This window comes from Kitasatospora sp. NPDC048545 (genome assembly GCF_040651155.1).
Classification (GTDB): domain Bacteria; phylum Actinomycetota; class Actinomycetes; order Streptomycetales; family Streptomycetaceae; genus Kitasatospora.
Window position 1 is genome coordinate 15,949 of record NZ_JBEZIQ010000014.1, and the last position, 20,680, is coordinate 36,628.

Here is a 20,680-nt window from a genome sequence, read left to right on the forward strand (position 1 = left end):
CCGCGGCACACCGCCGTCAGGGCGCGCCGGACGCGGGCTGCTGCGCATCGACCAGGACCTGGCCCGCCGGGGTCCGGTAGTAGAGGACCGAGCGGCCCGCGCGGCGGCGCCGGGTCAACCGGGCTTCGCGCAGGATCCGCAGGTGCCGGCCGACCGATCCCAGGGTCTGACCGGTGAGGGCCACCAGCTGGGTGGTGGTCTTCGGCGTGTCGAGGAGGATGAGGAGTTCGGCGCGGGCGGCGCCGAGCAGGGCGGCCAGGGCCTGCGGTACGGGGCGGCGCTCGTCGTCGACCAGGGCGCCCGAGCAGGGGTAGACGACCGCGTAGCGCCGGGCGGTGAGCGTGCGCCGGCCGTCGGCCCCCGGGGCGTCCCAGCAGACCCAGCTCTGGGCCGGGGTGACGGGGACGAACATCAGCCGGGCGCCGGAGAGTTCCCGCGGCGGGCCGTCACAGTCGGTGATCTGCAGCCGGTCCGCTCCGAGCCAGCGCATGCCGGGCCGCATCCCGTCGAGGGTGACGGCCCAGCCGTCCCGGCCGAGCCGGGCGGTCCGGGCGACGACGTCGGCCTCGATGATCCGGCGGCGGCGCGGCCAGGAGGGCCGGACGGTCTCGGTCCACACCCGTTCCAGCAGGTCCGCGGCGCGCCGGGCGAGGTCGTCACGGCGCAGCCGGTCCGGCAGCGGGCCGCCGAGGGTCTCGGCGAGGTCGGCGCGCACCACGGCGGGCGGGGTGTCGCGGACCTGCTCCAGTTCCTCGGCGAACGTCGGGTCGCCGTCGCCGAGGGGGGTGGGGGTGAGGAAGGTAGCGTTCCACCGGTGCCCGAGCGCGGCCGTGACCAGGGCCGCGGTGACGGGCTCCTCGGCCAGGTGGCCGCGGTATCCGGCGAGGTGGGTGGTGAGCCAGTGGTGTTCGCCCGGGTGCGCCGCGCCGGCGCGGTGCAGGGTCTTCAGGGCGGCGAGCGTCTCGGCCAGGGGGGAGGTGACGAACCGTCCCCCGGCGAGGGTGTCCGCGTCGATCCGCCACCAGCCCATCGTTTCGCCTCCCTGCGAAAGACTGACGACCGGTCGGTCGCCCCGAAGAGACTCTGCCGCATGCGTACGTATCGGGAGCTCTTCCGTACCGCCGAGTTCACCCCGCTCCTCCTCGCCTCGGCCGGGCAGACCGCCGCCCAGACGGTGGGCGGGCTCGCCCTCGGCATCCTGGTGTTCGAGCGGACGGAGTCGGCCCTGTTGTCCTCCCTGGCCATGTTCGGCCCCGCGTTGGCCCAGGTCGTCGGGGCGGCCACCGTGCTGTCCGGGGCGGACCGGCTGCCGCCGCGCGCCGCCCTGACCGGTCTCGGTCTGCTGTTCGGCGCGGGCACGGCCGTGCAGGCCGTGCCGGGGCTGCCGGTCGGGGCCGTGTTCGCGGTGCTGCTGGTGCTCGGCGTCGTCGGTTCGGTGGGCGGCGGGGCGCGGTACGGGCTGCTCAACGAGGTGCTGACCCGGGACGGCTACCTGCTCGGGCGGTCCGTCCTCAACATGTCGGCCGGGGTCGTCCAGATCGGCGGCTTCGCGGTCGGCGGCGCACTGGTGGCACTGCTCTCGGCGCGCGGCACGCTGCTGTCGGCCGCCGGCCTGTACCTGCTGGCCGCCGCGGTGGCGCGGCTCGGGCTGAGCCGGCGCCCGCCCCGGCACACCGGCAGGACGTCGGTCGCCGGGACGTGGCGCACCGACGCGCTGCTCTGGTCGTCCGTGCCGCGCCGGTACGTCTACCTCGCGCTGTGGGTGCCGAACGGCCTGGTCGTCGGCGTGGAGTCGCTGTACGTCCCGTACGCGCCCCGTGACGCGGGCCTGCTGTTCGCCTGCGGAGCGGGCGGCATGCTGGTCGGCGACGCCGTCGCGGGCCGCTTCCTGCCCGCCGGGTGGCGGGACCGGCTGGCCGTCCCGCTGTGCGTCCTGCTCGCCGCCCCGTACCTGTTCTTCGCGTTCGACCCGGGGCTGCCGCTCGCCCTGGTGCTGGTCACGCTCGCCACCTCCGGGTACGCGTCGGGGCTGCTGCTGCAGGAGCGGCTGGTGGCGCTGACGCCCGACGAGCTGAGCGGGCAGGCGCTCGGCCTGCACGGTTCGGGGATGCTCACCCTGCAGGGGGTCGGTGCGGCGGCGGCCGGCGCGGCGGCCGAGCTGACGTCCCCGGCCACCGCGATGGCGGCGACCGCGGCGGCATCGCTGACCGCCACCCTGCTGCTGGCCCCGGGGCTGCGCCGCTCCCGGACGCCGGGCCGGGCGGCGGCCGCGCCGGGGAGGCAGGACGCCTCCCCGGCGCCGGAGTAGGCCCCGGAACGGCCGCACGCCGTCCGGCCGTCAACCACCCGCGTCAGGCCGTCGCGAGCGAGACCTCGGTGGACTTGATCAGCGCGACGACCGGGGAGCCGGCCGCCAGGCCGAGTTCGGTCACCGCCTCCCTGGTGATGGCCGCGGTCAGCTCGCCGCCGTCGACGGCGACCTTCACCGTCGCCATGGCGGCGCCGGTTACCACGTCGACCACCGTGCCGGGGATCCGGTTGCGGATGCTCAGACCGGACACCGGTCCGGTCGCGAGCGAGACCTCGGTGGACTTCACCATGGCGCGCACGGCGGTGCCCTCGGCGAGGCCGAGGTCCTTGACGGCGTCGGCGGTCACGGCCGCCGTGATCTCCTGACCACCGTCCAGGCGGGCCTTCACCGTCGCCATCGCCTCGCCCGTGGTCACGGAGGTGACGGTGCCGGGGATCTGGTTGCGGATGCTCAGGCTCATGGGATCGACCTCACGTCTCGGGGGCACCGGAACCTCGTCCTGCCCTGCGTTCACCACCGTATTCACCAGGTCAGCGGCCTGCAGAAGCCTCCTCGCGGATGCCAACGAGCACCGCCGGAGCCGACCGCAGATCGGAGGCCGCCGATCTTCCGTCCCACGATCCGACACGGCGGCGGGACACCCACGAGGCCGGGGCCTCGCGTCCGTGCGCCCTCGGGGCGTACGCGTCCGGAGGCCCCACCGGGTGGCGCGCGTCCCGCGGACCGGCTCCCGCAGCGGACCGGTTGGGTCGTTTGACGGAGACCCGGTCGAGTCAGGTCGTATAGAGACGGTCTCCGTGTCCGTACGTCATGCGACTGTTCCGCCCGGGCCGGTGCGCACGCCATGCTCGTCACGGGCCGCCGGTCACCGCCGGCCGGCCAGTGCGACGACCATGGAACCAGGTGACGATGAAGAACTTCTTGACACGAGGTCAGGCCCGCAAGGCCACGGGCACGGGGACCACCGGGACCACCGGGACCACCAGGCCCGGCCGCGGCCGGCGCGGGATCGCCACGCTCGTCGGCGCCGGCGCGCTGCTGCTCACCCTCCCCGGGACGGCCGCCCAGGCGGACTCGCTGCCCGACCTGCCCCAGCGGGCCGGCGGTTACGAGGCGTCGTTCTCGCCCGCCTACGACTACGACGTCGACGGCTGCTACGCGGTCTCCGCCATCGCCCCGGACGGCACCCTCAACCCGGGCCTGAAGACCACCGGCGCCATCAACGGGAACTGCCGCGACCAGTCCGACCTGGACCGGTCCCAGACCTACGCCCGCTCCAAGTGCAACAACGGCTGGTGCGCCATCGTGTACGCCAGCTACTTCGAGAAGGACCAGACGGTTCAGGGCTCGGGTGGCCACCGCCACGACTGGGAGCACGTCATCTCCTGGGTCAAGCAGTCGTCCAACCGGGTCGAGTACCTGAGCCTGACCCAGCACAGCAGCCAGGCCACGTACCCGCGTTCGTCCGTGCGGTTCGACGGCAGCCACCCCAAGGTCGTCTACCACAAGGACGGCCTGCCCGGCCTCACCCACCTGTTCCGGCTGGCCAACAACAACGACGAGCCGCCGGAGAACCACTACCACAACTGGCGCCAGCCCCCCATCGTCGACTGGAACGGCTGGCCCAGCACCTGGCTGCGCGACCGGCTGAACAACGCCGACTTCGGATCGGCCACCATCAAGACGACCGACAAGGACGACCGCTTCCGCAACCTCCTCAACGCGTCGAAGCCCGCGGGCATCCCGTTCAACCCCTGGGCCTGACGCCGTCGACACCGCCCGGGCCCGGTGCTTCCCCCGTACACCGGGCCCGGGCGGTCCCCGGGCGTCCCCGCGGACGTCCGGGTCCGCGACGTCCGGGTCGGTGGGGCCCGGTCAGGCACGGAGCGGTCCGGAGGCGGCGGTGGGGCCTCGGAGAGCCGGTAGTCCCACGGACACGGCCCCGGGGAGGTCGACCCGACTACCGTCCCAGCTGGTCCGCCAGGGCCTCGATGGTGCGTCGCCGCAGGGTGAGGGCAGAGACCGCCGAGCCGTCGGCGAAGTGCAGCCGGAACCGGGCCATGGCCTGGAGCCTCGGGCGGCGCTCGACGCGGGTGACGAAGTGGCGCGGCACGTGCCAGTGCACCTCGCCGGCCTTCCGGATGTCGCTCGTCGAGACGAAGGCGACGCGTCGGTCGGTGACCAGGAGCAGCTTGTGCATGGCCGCGCCCTCACCGGTGGGGAAGCTCTGTGCCAGGCTCCCCGTCTCCCCGGACACCGCACCGATCCGTGAGAGCTTGTTCCCGAGCTTGGCGCCCAGTCCGTCCCCGAGGCCCTCGGCCCCGGCCACCGGGTAGACGGTGGCCACGTCCAGCATCCGCTCCCCCACGGCCAAGAGCGGTTCCACGGCCTGACGGTAACGGTGCACCAGCTTGTCGGTCATTCGATCAGAGTAGCGAAGATCGAATACGGGCCGACCGGCCCCCGGCCGCCGCGGAACGGTCGACTACGACCGACCCGGCAGGTTCCGCTGCGGACCGTCGGCGGGGCCCGGCACGAGCGGCGCGTCCACGTGCCGGGTCGGGTTGCCGGAGTCGTCGTCGTCCGAGTCCACCGAGGCGGTGACCGAGCTCGTCGTCCAGGAGACCACGCCGAGCAGGATGAAGACGACGAGCAGGCCGCGCCCAGCGCCGCTCAGGACGAGCGGGCGGGTGGCCGACACCGGTCCGTCCGGCTCGCTGCCCGGCTCGTCGCCGAACAGGCGCTTGGGGTAGGCGGAGGAGAGCATCACCAGGTAGGCCTCGTACCGCAGCCGGTAGCGCAGGATCGCGGTCGTCGCCTCGTACAGCGGCTGCGGCATCCGGCCGAGGACCAGCACCACGACCCAGACGACGAACGCCACCATCCACCAGCCCGCGTACACCAGGCCCTGCACGATCGACGCCGGGATGACGAGGACGATGCGGAACAGGACGGCGAGCCGGTTCAACGCCCCCGGTCGCAGCCCGACCTGCACCGGGTAGTCGGGGGCGTGGAACGCGAACGGCGGGTAGCGGTCCACGGTGAGCATCAGGTAGGCCGTGACACGGGTCTCGTACGGGACGAACGCGGTCAGGTAGTCCACCACGAAGCCGGGCAGCCGGCCGAGTACCAGCGCGCCGAACCAGCCGATGACGGTCACGAAGAAGGCCACCACCGACAGCGCCCACACCACCACGAACTGGGGGATCAGCAGCAGCGCGCGCAGCAGCACCGTCCAGCGGTTCTGCGCAGCGGCCGCCGGCATGTCCAGCACCGGGAGCCACTCACGGCTGACGGGGGCTGGGGGTGCCTGCCACATCCGGGCCTCCACGGTCTCGGGACGACGACGGGACGACGGGACCCGGCGGTCGGGCGCGGCCGGGCGTCCTCCGAAGATCGCAGCACCCCGCCCGGCCCGCACGCCACGCTGCGCCGGACGGGTCAGCCGAGGCCCGGGGAGACGCGTGGCGCGGGGACAGCACATGGCCGGCGACAGCACATGGCCGGGGACAGCACGCGGCCGGCCCGTCTGCTCGGGTTCGGAGGAGACGGGCCGGCCAGGTGGTTCCGGGTCAGCTGGGGGAGCCGGACCAGATGACGTTCTTGCGCTGCAGCCCGCTGCCGTAGTCGAACTCGACGGTGAACGTGCCGGCCGCGCTGTTCGGCAGGGCGTAGGCGGACAGGCTGGTGGCCTCCTGCCCGGGGGCCAGCGAGCCGCCGAGGAGCTTTGCGCGCGTAGCCCATGCCGATGACACCGAAGATCAGGGCGAGCAGGGCCGGCAGCCACGACAGCCAGAACAGGATGATGCCGAGGCTGAGGACCGTACCGACGATGCCGAGCACCATGGCCGCAGTGCCCAGACCGTTGCGGGGCTGCGGCATCGCCACCGGGTACGGCGGCCAGTACGGCACGCCGGGGACCTGGCCGGGGGCCGGTACCTGGCCGGGTATCGCGTGGTTCGTCGGCGACCGACCGCGAGCCGGGCCGCCCGCGGGCGGGCGGCCCGGAGGGGCTCACCCGCCGGTGCGGTCCAACAGCTCCTCGACGGTCTGCGCGCGGCGCAGCGTCTCGAAGCGCACGGCGCCGTCGGCCGCCACGGCGGCCCCGTACACGGCGGGCTCCAGCAGGCTGTTGTAGGAGAACGGGGTCGAGGTGTAGTAGGCCCCGGTGTCCAGCAGTGCGACGAGGTCCCCTGGTTCCAGCAGGGGCAGGGGCCTGGCCTCGGCGACCAGGTCCCCGGCGAAGCAGGCCGGGCCGGCCACGTCCTGTTCGACCGGCTCCCCGTGCTTGGCCGCGCCGGTGGGGTCGTACGCGGTGACCCGCAGCGGCCAGGCCTCCGGTGCGAAGACCGTGCGGGTGGCCACCTGGACACCGGCGGAGGTGATCGCGATGGCCCGTCCGCCGGAGGTCTTGGTGTACTCCACGTAGGCGGCGGTGAAGCCGTTCTTGGCCAGCACGGACCGGCCGAACTCGGTCACCAGCCGGAACTCGCCGGTGAGGAGGTCGGGCGCGTGCGCCCGTAGGCGTTCGACGTAGTCCGGGTAGTCCGGGGTCACCCGGTCGTCGGCGAAGTTGACCGGCAGGCCGCCGCCGATGTCGAGGCCGACCACCTGACGGCGGCCCAGCTCGGCGTTGATCCTGCGGGCGAGGGCGACGGTCGCGGCGACGCCCTCGGCCATCAGGTCCGGCGGGCAGCCCTGGCTGCCGACGTGGCAGTGCAGCCAGCCGAGCCAGGGCCGGTCCCGGAAGGCCGCGACCAGCCGCCCGGTGTTGCCGTCCTCGGCCGGCGTGATGCCGAACTTGGAGGTCGCGGTGGCGGTGCTCATGGCCCCGATGGCGCCGGCGCCGATCTGCGGGTTGACCCGTACCCCGATCCTGGAGCGGGTCCGCCGGGTCGTCAGCAGTTCGTCGATCCGGGACAGCTCCTGCCAGTTGTCCACGTTGACCGCCACCCCGAGGTCCAGCGCCCGCGCCAGCTCGCGGCGGGTCTTGGCCGGGGAGTCGAAGACGATCCGGGCCGGCTCGAACCCGGCCGCGAGCGCCTGCGCGAACTCGCCGGGGCTGGCCACCTCGCAGCCCATGCCGAGGGTGCGCAGCCGTTCCAGGACGGGAACGAGGCAGTTGGCCTTGGCCGCGAAGGCGTGCAGCACCTCGACCGGGCCGGGGAACGCGCGGTGCAGCGAGTCGACGGTCGCCGCCACCGCGTCCAGGTCAAGGAAGGCCGCGAGCCGTGCCTCCTCGGGGTCCAGCAGCCCCTCGCGGACCGCCGCTCGGAGGATGAGTTCGCGGCGCTCGGGGCCGTGCGGGGCTGTCGGCTGGGGGTTCGCCATGGTGGCACGCTCCGTCGTCCGGTCGTCTCGGTCGTACGGCCCCGGGGGTGCTCCGGCGGGCCGTGCGACCAGACTGCCCGTCAGCCGGCGGGCCCATCCTCATCCCACGCCCCGGGATCGCGGGGTGCCGGCGAACCGGGCGCCGGTGCACCGCCGCGCTCGCGCCCCCGACCGCCGCGGCCACGATGCCCCGATGAGGCCGAGGACTACGACGAGGTCCCCGTGGACCTGGGGGCGGTGCGCGACGTGTACGCCCTGCGGCCGCTGAGCCGGGCACTCGTGTCCTCGCTGAACCCTGAGCTCACCCTCACCCTCGCGGACCTGGCCGGGGACATCGCGGAGATCGGCTACCCCGCGGGCACCGGCCCCTCGGCCCGCACCGGGGGTGCCGTCAGCGGGTGAACTTGGCGACGGCGGCCGGGGTGACGGGGGTGAAGAAGTTGACGAGGTTGCCGTCGGGGTCGCGGAGCAGCAGCGAGCGGTTGCCCCAGGGCATCGTGGTGGGCTCCGTGACGAAGTCCGTGACGAACCCGGTCAGGTCCCGGTGGAGGCGGTCGACGTCGTCGACGAGGAACTCGGTGATCACACTGCGGTTGGCCGCCGGGGCGGCCGAGCCCGGGGCGAACAGCGGGACGGTGCGGACGCCGGCGATCGCGAGGGTGGCGCCCGTGGTCCGCAGTTCGGCGAAGTCCTCGGTGGCCCACTCCGCCCGCACCCCCAGGGCCCGTTCGTAGAAGCCGACCAGGCGCGCGACGTCGCCGGTGATGACGCGGATCGAAACGAAGTCCATGGTGATTCTCCTCGGGTGTGCGGAGCCGACCGCAGCCGGTGCGGCCGTGCGCTCCGCAGACTAGGAGGAATAGTGGACAGAACCGGTCCACTATTCGCCCTAGGCTGTGAACCGTGTCCCGACCCACCGGCCGCGTGCTGACCCTCCTGGAACTGCTGCAGGCGGGCGGTACCCGGACCGTCGCCGAACTCGCCGACCGCCTCGGCGTCGACGGGCGCACCGTGCGGCGCTACGTGGGCCACCTGGTCGACCTCGACGTGCCCGTGGAGTCGGTGCGCGGCCGGTACGGCGGCTACCGGCTCTCCCCCGGGTACCGCCTGCCCCCGCTGATGCTCGACGACGACGAGGCGCTGGCCGTGCTGCTCGGACTGATCGCCGGCCCCCGGACGGGCCTGGCGACCGCCCAGCGCACGGCGGCCGAGACCGCGGCGGCCAAGATCCGGCGGGTGCTGCCCCGGCACGTCGCCCGCCGCCTCGACGCCCTGCTGGATTCCCTCTCCTTCACCGGTCGGACCGATCCGACCGGACGCCCCGACCTGACCGGCCACCCCGACCGGCCTGACACCGCCGCCGCGCCGGAGGCCGAGGTCCTGCTCACCCTCGCCGACGCGGTGCGCCACCGCCGCCCCGTCGCCGTCCGGTACACCGACCGCAACGGCAGCACCACCGAACGCACGTTCCACCCGTACGGCATCGTCGCCCACGCCGGCCGGTGGTACGTCACCGGCGAGGACCCCGGGATCGGCGAGGACCGGACCTTCCGGCTCGACCGCGTCACGGGCGCCCGGGCCCAGCCGGGCACCTTCGACGCACCCGCCGGACCGGACCCGGCCGAGCGGGTGCTCTCGGGGTTCGCCACGGCCGGGTACCGGCACGAGGTGGTGGTGCGGATCCGGGCCACGGCCGAGCGGATCCGCCTCCACCTCCCCGGGAGCGTCGCGGCCCTGGAGGCGTCCGAACCCGCGCCCGAACCGGGACCACGGGCGGAACCAGGAGCCGGGGCGGGGACCAGGACGGGAACGGGAACGGGCGGCGACGGTACGACCGAGGGCTGGACGCGCGTCGCGCTGCGGGCCGAGCGGCTCGACTGGCTGCCGCCGGTCCTCGCCGCCATCGACCGTCCTTTCGTCATCGAACGCCCCGAGGAACTGCGCACCCTCGTCGCCGCGTTCGCCGACCGCCTCGCCTCCCACGCCCGCCGGACCTGACGCCGCCGGCCCCGACGGCGGGCAGGCCGGCACTCCCCCGCGGACTACCGCACGGTGAGCAACTCCGCCAACCGGTCCGCGAATTGGGTGAGCCAGTCCAGTCGCGGTCCGCTGCGGGCGACGCGGAAGCCGTGGCGGCGGCCCCAGAACGCCGCCTGGACGGCATGGAACTGGGCCCACCGCTGGACCCGTTCGCGGTCGAGTTCGGCCGTCTCGGCGAACACGTCCAGGATGCGGTGGACGGCCCTGCGCGGGTCGTCCGCGTCGAGGAGCGTCAGCGCGCGGGACTTCAGCAGGGTGCCGCCGTCGTAGGCGGGATCCCCGGCGTACCCCTTGGGGTCGACGGCGAGCCATGGTTCGCGGCCGGCGCGCAGGATGTTCCGCGCGTGGAGGTCACCGTGGACGAGGGTGTCCGGCTGGGTCCGGCCCAGTTCCCGGACGGTCGCCACCGCCGCGTCCAGCACGCGGCCCGGCAAGGGGTGCGCCAACCCCTCGGCGTCCGCGCGCAGTTGCTCCTCCCATGCCGCGGCCTGATCGCGCAGCCGGGGCAGGCCGGGCGGCGCGGGGACGGCCAGGCGGCGGTTGAGCCGCCCGGCGACCGCCACCAGCTCGTCGCCGTCCTCGACCTCCGCCAGGGTCACGGGCTCCACCCGCTCCAGCAGCATCGCGTACCACTCGTCGTCGCGCTCGTGCATCAGGACGGCGCCGCGCCCGGCCCACGCCACGAACGCGTCCGGCTCGTGGACGTTCCCCGGATGCGGGAACGACACCTTCAGCACGGCGCTCTCCCCGCCCCGCCGGCGCACCGGGACGACGACACCGACGCCCCCGTGCATGACCTCGCCGTCCGGCACGCAGGCCCAGCGCCCCAGCAAGGCCTCCACGGTCCCGGGCAACGCCGCGATCCACCGCGCCCCGGCCTCGCCCTCACGCTCGACGGTGCTGCGCGCGAACTCCTCCGGCATCGTCATCATCCCGGCACCCTAGGCCGGACAGGGCCCAAGCGCCCGCCCCGTGCCGTCACGGCCCGGTCGCCCGCCGAACGAACTTGTTCGTTACGAACATGTTCGCTATTGTCGAGGAAGAACCGGACCGACCCCCGAGCACCACGAGGAGCGAACCATGAGCACCCAGCACCACCCCGTCGCCGTCATCGGAGCCGGGCTTGGCGGCCTCACCCTCGCCCGCGTCCTGCACGTCCACGGCGTCCCGGCCGCCGTATTCGACCTGGAGTCCTCCCCCGAGGCCCGCACCCAGGGCGGCCTGCTCGACATCCACGAGGACTCCGGCCAGCAGGCGCTGCGGGCCGCCGGGCTGCACGAGCGGTTCCGCCGGCTGGTCCACCAGGGCGGCGAGGCGGTGCGACTTGTCGGGCCGGACGGCGTCGTCCGGCTGGAGCAGGAGGACGACGGCACCGGCGGCCGCCCCGAGGTCGACCGCGGCGACCTGCGGGCGCTGCTGGTGGGCTCACTGCCCGCCGGCACCGTCCACTGGGGGCGCAAGGCGGTCGGCGTCCGGGCGCTCGGCGACGGCCGGCACGAGGTCGCCTTCGCGGACGGGACGGCGATCACCACCGACCTGCTGGTCGGCGCGGACGGCGCGTGGTCGCGGATCCGGCCGCTGCTGTCCCGGGCGCGGCCCGTCTACACCGGCATCTCCTTCCTGGAGGCCGACCTGCACGAGGTCGACACCCGACACCCGGCGGTGGCCGCCCTGGTGGGCGGCGGGTTCTTCCTCTCCGTCGCCGAGGACCGCGGCTTCCTCGCGCACCGCGAGGGCGACGGGAGCGTCCACGTGTACACCGCCCTGCGGGTGGGCGAGGAGTGGCTGGACTCCGTCGACGCCGAGGACCGCACCGCCACCAAGACGGCCGTGCTCGCCCACTTCGACGGCTGGGCCGACGACCTGCGCGCCCTGGTCGCCGACGCCGACGGCGCCCTGGTGCCGCGCCGCATCCACGCCCTGCCGGTCGGCCACCGCTGGGAGCGCGTGCCCGGGGTGACACTGCTCGGCGACGCCGCGCACCTGATGTCCCCGTTCGCCGGGGAGGGCGCCAACCTCGCCATGCTCGACGGGGCCGAACTGGGCCTGGCCCTCGCCCGCCACCCGGGCGACCCGGAGGCCGCCCTGGCCGCCTACGAGGACGCGCTGTTCCCGCGCTCCGAGGCCTCGGCCGCCGAATCCGCGGCGAGCCTGCAGCTGATGTTCGGGCCGGACGGCCTGCGGGGTCTGGCGGAGCTGTTCGCCGGCACCGCGCCCGAGCCCACACCCACCACCACGCCTACTGCCGCACCCGCACCCGCACCCGCGAACTAGTTCGTCACGAACACGATCGCTACGCTGTCGGGCATGACCGGTTCGCCCTCCGCCGCCCCCTCCGCCGCCCCCTCCGCCGCCGCCCCCTCCGCCGCCCCCTCCCCGGCCTCCTCCCCCGCGCGTCCCCGCAGCCGCCGCGAGCGGCCGGCCAAGCCCGCGCTGAGCCACCGGGCGATCGTCGCCGCCGCGGTCCGGATCCTGGAGGCGGAGGGGCTGCAGCGGGTGACGATGCGCCGGCTGGCACAGGACCTGGACACCGGGCCGGCCTCGCTCTACGTGTACGTGGCCAACACCGCGGACCTGCACGCCGCGATCCTGGAGGAGTACCTCGGCCAGGTCGACCTCGGCCCGGTGACGGCGGCCGGGGACTGGCGCGAGCGGCTGGCGCTGGTCCTCGACTCCTGCACCGCGGTGCTGTTCCGGCACCCGGCGCTCGCCCACGCCGCCCTGGTGGCCCGGCCGTCCGGGCCCCACTACCTGGCCCTCGTCGAGGCGCTTCTCACCCTGCTCCACGAGGGCGGCGTGCCGGACGCCCAGGCGGCCTGGGGCGTGGACGTCCTGCTGCTGACCGCCACCGCGACCGCCGCCGAGCAGTCCGCCCGGGACGCCGATCCGACGGCCGAGGCGGAGCACCACGCACTCGGCGAAGCCCTGCGCGCGGCCCCCGCCGCCACCCACCCGAGGATCGCCGCGCTCGGCGACGACCTGGTGTCCGGGGCGCCCGAGGACCGGCTGGCCTGGATGTTCCGGGTCGTCGTCAACGGCACGCTGGCCACCCCCCGCCCCAGCTGACACCCCGCCCGTACCCTGCGGGAAACCGCAGGGTACGGGGTGCGGAATCCCGCAGACGGTTCTCCGGAAACCCGCATACTGCCGCTGACCAGCGGTTTCTAGCGTGGACGGTACCTGAGCGCAGCAGCGCTCCGACACAACCGTCAGGGAGCCGTCATGCCGCACGCCGTCCTCGCCGCCGCACAGCCCGCCGACGGGTTCGCCGGGTGGGCCGCCCACCTGGTCGACACCCTGGGCGGCCCCGGCGCCGGCCTGGCGATCGCCCTGGAGAACCTGTTCCCACCGCTGCCCAGCGAGGTGATCCTGCCGCTGACGGGCTTCGCCGCCGGACAGGGCGTGATCAGCCTCGCCTCCGCCCTGACCTGGACCACCCTCGGCTCGGTCGCCGGCGCCGTCGTCCTCTACTGGCTGGGCGCCCTGTTCGGCCGGGAGCGGATGCACGCGATCTGGGCCCGGCTGCCACTGGTCAAGGCCACCGACCTGGAGCGCACCGAGGCGTGGTTCGCCCGGCACGGGACGAAGGCAGTGCTGCTGGGCCGGATGGTGCCGATCTTCCGCAGCCTGATCTCCGTCCCGGCCGGGGTCGAGCGGATGCCGCTGCCCGCGTTCGTCATGCTGACCACGCTCGGCAGCCTGGTCTGGAACAGCGTGCTGGTGATGGCCGGCTTCCTGCTCGGGGACCGCTGGGACGCGGTGGAGACCTACGTCGGCCTGTTCTCGAAGGCGGTCCTGGTGGTCGTCGTGGTGGCCGTGGCCGGGTACGTCGTGCTGCGGTGGCGCGGGCGTCACACCACCGCCCAGCACCGCCGCGCCCGTTGACCGGTCCGTTGCCCGGCCTTCTGCCGAGTCTCTTGCCCAGTCCGACGAGCGGCCCGACGGACGCACCGGCCGGGCCCGTAGACTCGGCCCCCGTGCAGGGGGACGGAACAGACACCGCGTCATGGCAGCGCCGCGCCACGGGAATGCTGCTCGGCTGCCCGAGCGCCGCACTCGCCGCGCTGTACCTGCTGTCCGCCGGCGTCGCCCTCGGCCCCTTCCTGCTCTGGCCGCGCACCCGCCCGTACGCGGAGCGGAGCCTGCTCTCCGGGGTGCGCCGCCTTTCCGGCCTGGAACGGGCCCGGCGCAGCGCGTTCTTCGGGGACCGCTTCCCCCGGCACTACCGCGCGGACGACCGCAGGCTGCTGCGCTACCTCGCGGTGCGCAGCGGCACCGGGCTGCTCACCGGGGTCGTCCTGGGCCTGCTGGTGTTCGGCGCGGGGCTGGCCGTGCTGCTGGCCGGCGGGGTGGCGCGCGGCTCGCTCGGCTGGGAGGAACTGGCGACCCAGGTGCTGCTCGGCGGGGTGCTGCTGTTCCTCGCCGTGCAGGGCCTGCTCTCGCTCGCCGCGCTGGACGCCCGGACGGCGCGGGAGTGCTTCGGGCCGTCCGAGGCGGAGCTGCTGCGCCGCCGGATCGCCGAACTCGCCGACAGCCGGGCCGCGGTGGTGCGGGCGGTGGACGCGGAACGGCGGCGGATCGAGCGGGACCTGCACGACGGCGTCCAGCAGCGGGTGGTGGCGCTGGCGATGCTGCTCGGACGGGCCCGGCGCGGCCGGGACCCGGAGCGGACCGGGGAACTGCTGCACCAGGCGCACCGGGAGGCGCGGGAGGTGCTGACCGAGCTGCGCGAGGTCGCCTGGCGGGCCTACCCGTCGGCGTTGGACACCCTGGGGCTGGAGGAGGCGCTGGGCGGGGTCGCCGAGCGGTGCGCCATCCCACTGCGGCTGCACTACGAGGTGCCCGCCCCCCTGCCCGAACCGGTACGCACAGCAGCCTACTTCGTGGTGTCCGAGTGCGTCACCAACGCCGCCAAGCACTCCGGCGCCTCGGCGGTCTCGGCCCGGCTGCACGGGGCGGGCCCGCTGCTCACCGTCCGGGTCGAGGACGACGGCGACGGCGGCGCGGACCCGGCGGGCAGCGGCCTGACCGGGCTGCGCGGTCGGGTCGCCGCACTGGACGGCACCCTCCACGTCCACAGCCCCGCCGGGGGCCCGACCGTCATCACCGCGGAGCTGCCATGCGCGTGACCCTCGCCGAGGACTCGACCCTGCTGCGGGAGGGGCTGGTCCGGCTGCTCGCCGAGGAGGGGCACGAGGTGCTGGCCGCGGTCGGCGACGCGACGTCGCTGACCGCGGCCGTGGCCGAACAGCCTCCGGACGTCGTGGTGGTGGACATCCGGATGCCGCCGACGCACACCGACGAGGGACTGCGGGCGGCGGTGCAGATCCGCGAGCAGTGGCCGGAGGTGGGCGTGCTGGTGCTGTCCCAGCACGTCGAACGCGGTTACGCGGCCCGGCTGTTGGAGGCGGGCGCGGAGCGGGTCGGCTACCTGCTGAAGGACCGGGTCGCCGAGGTCGAGGAGTTCCTGGACGCCCTGGAGCGGGTCGCGGCGGGCGGCACGGCGATCGACCCGGAGGTGGTCCGCCGGCTGGTGGTGCACACCACCCGCGTCGACCCGCTGGCCCGGCTCACCCCGCGGGAGCGCAGCGTCCTGGAGGCGCTCGCCGAGGGCTGGACGAACACCGCCGTCGCGCAGCGGCTGCACATCTCGCTGAGCGCGGTGGAGAAGAACCTCAACGCCGTCTTCGACAAGCTGGACCTGCCGCGTACCACCGACCACAACCGCCGCGTCCTGGCCGTCCTGCACCACCTCGGCGCGTAGCCGCCGGGCCGGGACGGGACGCCGGACCCGGCGTCCGCGCCCGCGCCTGCGCCTGCGCCCGCGCCGGAGCGGCACTGGCGGAAGGTTTCAGCGGCCGGTCGTCGCAGCGTCCGGAGGCGTCAGGAGGCCTCGGTGAGGCAGCGGGTGAAGCCGTCGAGCAGCGCCCGGTTGGTGGTCCGGGCCTGCGCGGTGTCGACGTGGATGGTGTTGACGAACAGGCCCTCGTCGGTGCGGTGCAGCCAGTGCAGGACGCCGTTGCAGCCGGAGACCCAGACGTGCAGCCGGGCCCGCTGCGCGCTGTGCTGCCCGGCACCGGGCAGCCGGCGGAAGTCGATGTAGGAGAAGAAGTTCACCGCGTGCGGCCAGTAGTGCAGCCGCGCGTACTCGGCGGGGGCGAGCAGCCGCCACGCCTTCACGAAGTGCACCCCGGCGTGGGCCTGCATCTGCCCGTACGCGTCCTGCGCGGCGGCCAGCACCTCGCCGAAACCCGCCTGCGGCCCGACCGGGAACTCGATCGGCAGGGTGTTGATGAACCACCCCATCGACTCCGCGTAGTCGCCCCGGCCGCGCTCGTTGACCGGCACCAGCCCGCGGTACACCGCGGGCCCGCCCTCCTGCCGCAGGGCGATCGCCAGGCCGGCGAGCAGCCCCATGGACAGCCGCCCGCCGCGGGCCCGGCAGGCTGCGCCGAACTCCTCGATCTGCCGGGCCGTCAACAGCCGTTCGGTGCTCGCGACCGGCGCGTACAGCCGGCCGGGCCGGACCCCGAGGTCGAGCGGGAAAGCCGGAAAGAGGCCGCCGTTGCGGTCGCGGAACGCCCGCCAGTAGTCCAGCCGCGCGTCGGCGGCGCGCATCGCCCGGTTGACCCGGCGCTGGGCGCGGCTGAACTCCAGGTAGCTGCCCGGCTGCCGGGGCGCGGCGGGGGTGGTCGCGCTACCGGCGATCGCGGTGTCGGCGCCGGCGGTGTCGGCGCGCCCGGTTTCACCGCACCCGGCGTCCGCGGCCGCGAGGCTCCGGTAGGCCGTGGCGATGTCGTTGACGGCGATCGCGCTGGAGAGGCCGTCGGTGACCAGGTGGTCGCAGGAGAACCAGACGGTGGTCGACTCCGCGCGCACCACCGCACCCATCGTGATCAGCGGCCAGGAGAGCGTGTCCACCTCCCCGAACGCCTCCTGAAGGTGGCGGGTGACCTCCTCGGGTGTCTCCAGCGGGCCGGCGTAGACGTGCTTGACGGCCACCTCCTCGGCGTCGAGGACCTCGCAGCCCAGGTCCCCGCCCAGCGGCTGGTAGACCGCCCGGAGCACCTCGTGACGCCGCACCAGGTGGAGCAGCGCGGCGGCCAGCGCGTCCAGGTCCACCCGGCCGGCGAGTTCGAAGCTGGACGCCACGTAGGAGCGGATCGGTTCGTCGACGCTCTGCGCGTGCTGGGCAACGGTGAAATGTTTCGCCTGGTTGTAACCGGTCATCCGGCGCGGGGCGGGCCCGTCGGCGCCGGTCAGGGGGACCAGGTGCCACCGGTGGGCCTCGCCGGGGCCGATCTCGGAGTCCTCGACTGAGATCTGGAGCATGCCGCCCTCTTCTGCCGCTGTCGTCGTCGGGTGGTACCAGAGCAGTCGTGTGCCGGCCTACCGACTGGTGCCGTACCAACGCGGCCGGCGGGCACTCGGATACGGGCACCCACCGATCGGGTGACGGGCAACGGACTCCCCCCGCTCCCGGCTCCCCGACGCCCACCACCGGCACGGGCGGCGCGGGCTTCCGCGCCCGGGGGGCGGCCGATGGCCACGGGGCTCCCGGATCGGGTGACGACGTGCCCGAGCGTTGACGGCCCCGGTGCCCGGCAGGCCGGGCACCGACACCAAAGCCGCCGGTCGCCGCCCGTCGGCCGACGAGGGCGTCGCGGCGGTCCGACGCAGCGAGGTCCCGGCGGACCGGCGCACCGGCGCACCGGCGGAACAGCGCGCGGGCAGAACGTGGGACCAATCCCGGAACTCAGTCGCTTCAGTCCCTGCCATCGCCCTGACCTGCGGAAACACCGAGCGACTGAGCGACTGAGTCGCTCATCGAACCTTGACGGGTTGCCACTGAGGTTTGACCGTGAATCCCAAGGTCGCGGGCAGGCCCACTGCGATCGATGCTCGTCCGCCTGTCCGTCTCACTGGGATTTGGTCAATAGCTCGATCACTTGCCGAGCCGCGCGCAGACCGCTCGTCTACAGCAGGGCCTGCTTGATGAGGCCGTTCAGATGACACTCCAACGCGGCGAGGTTGAAACACGTGGTGATCGGCAGGGTGGGGTGCGGTCGGCAGCTGGCCCGGAGGGAGTCGGACAGCCCGTCGAAGGTGAGGACACTTTCATGAGCGACCCGGTAGAGCGCGTACTCGGAGCCGTCGATCTCCTCGATGGGAAGATCGCCCTCCCAGGCGTCCTCGTACCACCTGCCGGAGACACGGCTGATGAAGAGGAGAGCGCGTTGGCCCACGGCGAGTGACCGCTGACCCCAGTGAGTCGGTTTGCCGACGAAGCGGATTTCCGATCCCGCGTGGCCCTCGAAGACCCGTGCCGAGTACACCTCTTCGACGATCGCGGTGAACTGCTGCGGGGCGGGCGAACCAGTGATCACCACTCTGATCAGATCGTTCCGCTCCACCTTCTCCTGCAGAAAGCTCATGGGCCGATTGTCCTCCTTGCCGATGGCCGGCGAAGGACCGGCCGAGGCATTGTGCCGCTGGATGCCGGTGACCTGCGGCGATCAGACTTCGCCGGCACACACTGGCGTTGGTCAAGGTTGGGGCAACCGGTCAAGGTTCAGTGGCGAAGGACAAGGGCAGAACGCGCACCCAATCCCGAATCTCAGTCACTTCAGTCCCTGTCACCACCCTGACCTGCGGAAACACCCAGCGACTCAGCGACCGATCGACTCGGTAGCCGGACGACGCGGCCGACCCGGACGTTCGACGGGACGGTCCTGGCCGCGCCCCGGGTCCCGTCCCTCAGTCGCCGAACGGCGGTGCGTCGGCGGGCGGCACGTGCCCTCCCGCCGCGCTCAGCAGCTCGTGGAGCAGGTCGATCACCTCGGCGGGCTGCGCCCCGGCGAGGTGGTCGAGTGCACCGGCGGAGCGGGCGAGGATCACGCCGCCGAACGCCGCGACGGCGAGTTCCGCGCGCAGTTCGGGGCGGTCGAGGCCTTCGCGTTCGAAGCGCTCGCGCAGCGGGTCGACCAGCCGCCGGTACAGGTGCGCCTGCGCGGCCTCCCGGACGGAGGCGTCGTCGGAGGGCAGCATGACGATCTGCAGGATCGGGCTGGTGCGACGCCGGAAGCGTTCGAGCAGGTCGCCGAGCCGCTGGGGGTCGAGCAGGTCGGCGGGGGTCTCGTCGCCGTGTTCGGCCCGGACGAGGGCGAGGTAGAGCTGGGTCTTGCCGCCGAAGTAGCGAGCGATCAGGGCCGGGTCGACGCCGGCGCGTTCGCCGATCTCCCGGGTGGTGGTGCGTTCGAATCCGCGTTCGGCGAAGAGTTCGCCGGCCGCGTTCAGCAGTTCCTCGCGGCTGCGGGCCGCGTCCCGTCGGCGTGCCCGGTCGGGGGGCCGGGTCACGTGCGCGCTCCGCTGTCGCGTCCCGGCGGGGTGCTCCCGCCCGGGGTGGCCACGGTCGTGCTCTCGTTCACCGGCTGCTCCTCGTCCACGGTCCGCCCCGACGGTCGGCCGCCTGCCGTGGTGGTCACGCCGGGGGCCGTCACGCCCGTGGCGGTCACGCCGGGGCCGGTCGCGGCACGGTGCCGCGGCAGGACGATGGTAATCACCGCGACCAGCACCCACACCGCGCAGCCGATCAGAGTGGCCACGCGGTAGCCGTCGCCGGAGGGCAGGGCATGCCCGGGTGCGGTGTGGGCCTGCAGCACGGCGGCGCTGAGCGCGCTGCCGGTGGAGTAGCCGACGTAGCGCAGCACCTGGTTGAAGCCGACGGCGCTGCCGGTCTGGTCGGCGGGCACCGCGCCGACGATGAGTCCTGGCATCACGGCGAACGTGCAGCCGACGCCCAGTCCGGCGATCGCCAGCACCGCGAACGCTTCCCAGAGCCGGTCGTGGGCGGTCAGGAAGACCAGCATCGACAGCAGCGAGAGTGCGCAGCCGATGGGAAGCACCAGCGCCGCGGAGGTGCGCCGGGCCAGGACCGGAACGACCTTGCTGGACAGCACGCTGGTCACCGAGAACGGCAGCAGGACGAGGCCCGCGACGGTGACCGGGGCGCCGAAGCCGTAGCCGGCGGAGCTCGGGGTCTGCACGAACCGCGTCAGCAGCGACATCAGCAGGTACATCCCGACGCCGGCGACGAGCCCGGCGACGTCGGCCGTGAGCACCACGCGGTTGCGCAGCGAGCGCAGGTCGACCAGCGGGTGGGCGGTGCGCAGTTCGTGGCGGACCCACCAGGCCGACACCAGGACGACGCCGACGGCGAGGGCGAGCAGACCCGGGGCGGTCCAGCCCCAGTTCTCCCCCTCGCTGAGGACGAGCAGCACGCCGCTGAGGCCGAGGCCGAGCAGGACGGCGCCGAGCGTGTCCAGCGGCGCGGGCCGGCGGTCGGCGGCGGCCGCGGGCAGCACCAGTGCTCCGGCGGCGAGGGCGGCAGCGCTGATGGCCGTACCGAACCAGAAGCCGGCGTGCAGGCCGAAGGACTGGGCGAGCAGGCCGGTGAGCGGATAGCCGAGGCCCACGCCGGCCACGGTGGTGATGGAGAGCAGGGCGACGGCGGAGCGCGCCCGCTCGCCGGTGAGGCAGTCGCGGGCGGTGGCGATCGCGAGCGGGGTCAGGCCGAGTCCGACGCCCTGCAGGGCCCGGCCGACGACCAGGAACTCGAAGCCCAGCGGGAGCGCGCCGAGCACGCTGCCCACCAGGACGGTGGCGACGGCGGCGAGCATCACGGCCCGCCGCCGGGGCCCGTCGCCCAGTCGTCCCATCACCGGGGTGGTGACCGCCCCGACCAGCATGGTGACGGTCAGCGACCACTGCGCCTCGGTGAGGGAGACGTGGTCGACGGCGGCGATCGTCGGCACCAGCGGCGCGCCGAGGCTGCTGATGACGGCCACGACCGTGCCGAGGAACACCAGGACGGGCATCAGGGCCCGCTGCCGCAAGTCCGCTGCGTGCACGATCGAACACTCTCCCCGATGTAGTCACCAATTGATGTCTTCACATGATGACATGAGCCGCCTGCACACCGGGGGCGAGGTCCACCGA

The 20,680-nt window shown here is 74.1% G+C and carries 21 protein-coding genes; 9 read left to right on the forward strand and 12 right to left on the reverse strand.

The window, feature by feature from the left end:
• Positions 1–16 precede the first annotated feature (16 nt).
• Complete coding sequence (locus AB0D10_RS15700; protein ID WP_360256070.1) at positions 17–1,030, reverse strand: ArsR family transcriptional regulator; 1,014 nt, start codon at positions 1,028–1,030, stop codon at positions 17–19.
• Between the two features lie 60 nt (positions 1,031–1,090).
• On the opposite strand from AB0D10_RS15700, the gene AB0D10_RS15705 reads away from it, so the two are divergent.
• Positions 1,091–2,308 carry an MFS transporter gene (locus tag AB0D10_RS15705; RefSeq protein ID WP_360256072.1) on the forward strand — a complete coding sequence of 406 codons (1,218 nt, stop codon included), beginning with the start codon at positions 1,091–1,093 and terminating at the stop codon, positions 2,306–2,308.
• Between the two features lie 43 nt (positions 2,309–2,351).
• Here the strand turns inward: AB0D10_RS15705 and AB0D10_RS15710 are convergent, their stop codons facing one another.
• On the reverse strand, positions 2,352–2,771 hold the full coding sequence (locus AB0D10_RS15710) for a TOBE domain-containing protein (protein ID WP_360256074.1): 420 nt from the start codon (positions 2,769–2,771) through the stop codon (positions 2,352–2,354).
• 449 nt (positions 2,772–3,220) lie between these two features.
• Here AB0D10_RS15710 and AB0D10_RS15715 point away from each other — a divergent pair, with 449 nt between their 5' ends.
• Positions 3,221–4,075 carry an NPP1 family protein gene (locus AB0D10_RS15715; protein WP_360256077.1) on the forward strand — a complete coding sequence of 285 codons (855 nt, stop codon included), beginning with the start codon at positions 3,221–3,223 and terminating at the stop codon, positions 4,073–4,075.
• A 196-nt stretch (positions 4,076–4,271) separates the two neighbouring features.
• On the opposite strand, the gene AB0D10_RS15720 is transcribed toward AB0D10_RS15715, so the two are convergent.
• The 4 genes from AB0D10_RS15720 to AB0D10_RS15735 all read right to left on the reverse strand — a co-directional run bounded on the left by AB0D10_RS15720 (position 4,272) and on the right by AB0D10_RS15735 (position 7,642).
• Positions 4,272–4,733 carry a hypothetical protein gene (locus AB0D10_RS15720; RefSeq protein WP_360256079.1) on the reverse strand — a complete coding sequence of 154 codons (462 nt, stop codon included), beginning with the start codon at positions 4,731–4,733 and terminating at the stop codon, positions 4,272–4,274.
• 63 nt (positions 4,734–4,796) lie between these two features.
• Positions 4,797–5,630, reverse strand: a complete 834-nt coding sequence (locus AB0D10_RS15725; RefSeq protein WP_360256082.1) for a DUF4389 domain-containing protein — start codon at positions 5,628–5,630, stop codon at positions 4,797–4,799.
• Positions 5,631–5,883: 253 nt separating this feature from the next.
• On the reverse strand, positions 5,884–6,066 hold the full coding sequence (locus tag AB0D10_RS15730) for a hypothetical protein (RefSeq protein WP_360256084.1): 183 nt from the start codon (positions 6,064–6,066) through the stop codon (positions 5,884–5,886).
• Positions 6,067–6,325: 259 nt separating this feature from the next.
• Positions 6,326–7,642 carry a diaminopimelate decarboxylase gene (locus tag AB0D10_RS15735; RefSeq protein WP_360256086.1) on the reverse strand — a complete coding sequence of 439 codons (1,317 nt, stop codon included), beginning with the start codon at positions 7,640–7,642 and terminating at the stop codon, positions 6,326–6,328.
• A 222-nt stretch (positions 7,643–7,864) separates the two neighbouring features.
• Here AB0D10_RS15735 and AB0D10_RS15740 point away from each other — a divergent pair, with 222 nt between their 5' ends.
• Positions 7,865–8,044, forward strand: coding sequence for a hypothetical protein (locus AB0D10_RS15740; RefSeq protein WP_360256088.1), 180 nt, complete (start codon positions 7,865–7,867; stop codon positions 8,042–8,044).
• Here the strand turns inward: AB0D10_RS15740 and AB0D10_RS15745 are convergent.
• Positions 8,034–8,432, reverse strand: coding sequence for a VOC family protein (locus tag AB0D10_RS15745; RefSeq protein WP_360256090.1), 399 nt, complete (start codon positions 8,430–8,432; stop codon positions 8,034–8,036). The genes AB0D10_RS15740 and AB0D10_RS15745 overlap by 11 nt on opposite strands.
• Positions 8,433–8,545: 113 nt before the next feature.
• Between AB0D10_RS15745 and AB0D10_RS15750 the strand changes: the two genes are divergently transcribed.
• Positions 8,546–9,640, forward strand: a complete 1,095-nt coding sequence (locus AB0D10_RS15750) for a WYL domain-containing protein (RefSeq protein ID WP_360256092.1) — start codon at positions 8,546–8,548, stop codon at positions 9,638–9,640.
• A 44-nt stretch (positions 9,641–9,684) separates the two neighbouring features.
• Here the strand turns inward: AB0D10_RS15750 and AB0D10_RS15755 are convergent, their stop codons facing one another.
• Positions 9,685–10,614, reverse strand: a complete 930-nt coding sequence (locus tag AB0D10_RS15755) for an aminoglycoside phosphotransferase family protein (protein ID WP_360256094.1) — start codon at positions 10,612–10,614, stop codon at positions 9,685–9,687.
• Between the two features lie 148 nt (positions 10,615–10,762).
• Between AB0D10_RS15755 and AB0D10_RS15760 the strand changes: the two genes are divergently transcribed.
• The 5 genes from AB0D10_RS15760 to AB0D10_RS15780 all read left to right on the forward strand — a co-directional run bounded on the left by AB0D10_RS15760 (position 10,763) and on the right by AB0D10_RS15780 (position 15,446).
• Positions 10,763–11,956 (forward strand): NAD(P)/FAD-dependent oxidoreductase, encoded by a 1,194-nt coding sequence (locus AB0D10_RS15760; protein WP_360256097.1) that lies wholly within the window; start codon positions 10,763–10,765, stop codon positions 11,954–11,956.
• 33 nt (positions 11,957–11,989) lie between these two features.
• Positions 11,990–12,748 (forward strand): TetR/AcrR family transcriptional regulator, encoded by a 759-nt coding sequence (locus AB0D10_RS15765; RefSeq protein WP_360256099.1) that lies wholly within the window; start codon positions 11,990–11,992, stop codon positions 12,746–12,748.
• Positions 12,749–12,904: 156 nt separating this feature from the next.
• Positions 12,905–13,567 carry a DedA family protein gene (locus AB0D10_RS15770; protein WP_360256101.1) on the forward strand — a complete coding sequence of 221 codons (663 nt, stop codon included), beginning with the start codon at positions 12,905–12,907 and terminating at the stop codon, positions 13,565–13,567.
• 143 nt (positions 13,568–13,710) lie between these two features.
• A complete protein-coding gene (locus tag AB0D10_RS15775) occupies positions 13,711–14,811 on the forward strand; it encodes a histidine kinase (RefSeq protein WP_360256403.1) in 1,101 nt (366 codons plus the stop codon).
• The gene (locus AB0D10_RS15780; protein ID WP_360256103.1) at positions 14,802–15,446 is read left to right on the forward strand and encodes a response regulator transcription factor; all 645 of its coding nucleotides are present in this window, start codon (positions 14,802–14,804) and stop codon (positions 15,444–15,446) included. The genes AB0D10_RS15775 and AB0D10_RS15780 overlap by 10 nt, the downstream gene beginning before the upstream one ends.
• Positions 15,447–15,565: 119 nt before the next feature.
• Here AB0D10_RS15780 and AB0D10_RS15785 read toward each other — a convergent pair whose 3' ends face one another.
• The 4 genes from AB0D10_RS15785 to AB0D10_RS15800 all read right to left on the reverse strand — a co-directional run bounded on the left by AB0D10_RS15785 (position 15,566) and on the right by AB0D10_RS15800 (position 20,592).
• Positions 15,566–17,014: a condensation domain-containing protein gene (locus tag AB0D10_RS15785; RefSeq protein ID WP_360256105.1), complete on the reverse strand. Its 1,449-nt coding sequence runs from the start codon at positions 17,012–17,014 to the stop codon at positions 15,566–15,568.
• Between the two features lie 644 nt (positions 17,015–17,658).
• Positions 17,659–18,117 carry a hypothetical protein gene (locus AB0D10_RS15790; RefSeq protein WP_360256107.1) on the reverse strand — a complete coding sequence of 153 codons (459 nt, stop codon included), beginning with the start codon at positions 18,115–18,117 and terminating at the stop codon, positions 17,659–17,661.
• 322 nt (positions 18,118–18,439) lie between these two features.
• Positions 18,440–19,039 carry a TetR family transcriptional regulator gene (locus AB0D10_RS15795; RefSeq protein WP_360256108.1) on the reverse strand — a complete coding sequence of 200 codons (600 nt, stop codon included), beginning with the start codon at positions 19,037–19,039 and terminating at the stop codon, positions 18,440–18,442.
• A complete protein-coding gene (locus tag AB0D10_RS15800; RefSeq protein ID WP_360256110.1) occupies positions 19,036–20,592 on the reverse strand; it encodes an MFS transporter in 1,557 nt (518 codons plus the stop codon). Before AB0D10_RS15800 ends, AB0D10_RS15795 begins: the two co-directional genes overlap by 4 nt.
• Positions 20,593–20,680: the final 88 nt, after the last annotated feature.

Coding starts and splice junctions, on each gene's coding strand:
- AB0D10_RS15700 (WP_360256070.1), bottom strand. CDS start 1,030: ATGGGCTGGTGGCGGATCGACGCGGACACCCTCGCCGGGGGACGGTTC.
- AB0D10_RS15705 (WP_360256072.1), top strand. CDS start 1,091: ATGCGTACGTATCGGGAGCTCTTCCGTACCGCCGAGTTCACCCCGCTC.
- AB0D10_RS15710 (WP_360256074.1), bottom strand. CDS start 2,771: ATGAGCCTGAGCATCCGCAACCAGATCCCCGGCACCGTCACCTCCGTG.
- AB0D10_RS15715 (WP_360256077.1), top strand. CDS start 3,221: ATGAAGAACTTCTTGACACGAGGTCAGGCCCGCAAGGCCACGGGCACG.
- AB0D10_RS15720 (WP_360256079.1), bottom strand. CDS start 4,733: ATGACCGACAAGCTGGTGCACCGTTACCGTCAGGCCGTGGAACCGCTC.
- AB0D10_RS15725 (WP_360256082.1), bottom strand. CDS start 5,630: ATGTGGCAGGCACCCCCAGCCCCCGTCAGCCGTGAGTGGCTCCCGGTG.
- AB0D10_RS15735 (WP_360256086.1), bottom strand. CDS start 7,642: ATGGCGAACCCCCAGCCGACAGCCCCGCACGGCCCCGAGCGCCGCGAA.
- AB0D10_RS15745 (WP_360256090.1), bottom strand. CDS start 8,432: ATGGACTTCGTTTCGATCCGCGTCATCACCGGCGACGTCGCGCGCCTG.
- AB0D10_RS15755 (WP_360256094.1), bottom strand. CDS start 10,614: ATGATGACGATGCCGGAGGAGTTCGCGCGCAGCACCGTCGAGCGTGAG.
- AB0D10_RS15760 (WP_360256097.1), top strand. CDS start 10,763: ATGAGCACCCAGCACCACCCCGTCGCCGTCATCGGAGCCGGGCTTGGC.
- AB0D10_RS15765 (WP_360256099.1), top strand. CDS start 11,990: ATGACCGGTTCGCCCTCCGCCGCCCCCTCCGCCGCCCCCTCCGCCGCC.
- AB0D10_RS15770 (WP_360256101.1), top strand. CDS start 12,905: ATGCCGCACGCCGTCCTCGCCGCCGCACAGCCCGCCGACGGGTTCGCC.
- AB0D10_RS15775 (WP_360256403.1), top strand. CDS start 13,711: ATGCTGCTCGGCTGCCCGAGCGCCGCACTCGCCGCGCTGTACCTGCTG.
- AB0D10_RS15780 (WP_360256103.1), top strand. CDS start 14,802: ATGCGCGTGACCCTCGCCGAGGACTCGACCCTGCTGCGGGAGGGGCTG.
- AB0D10_RS15785 (WP_360256105.1), bottom strand. CDS start 17,014: ATGCTCCAGATCTCAGTCGAGGACTCCGAGATCGGCCCCGGCGAGGCC.
- AB0D10_RS15790 (WP_360256107.1), bottom strand. CDS start 18,117: ATGAGCTTTCTGCAGGAGAAGGTGGAGCGGAACGATCTGATCAGAGTG.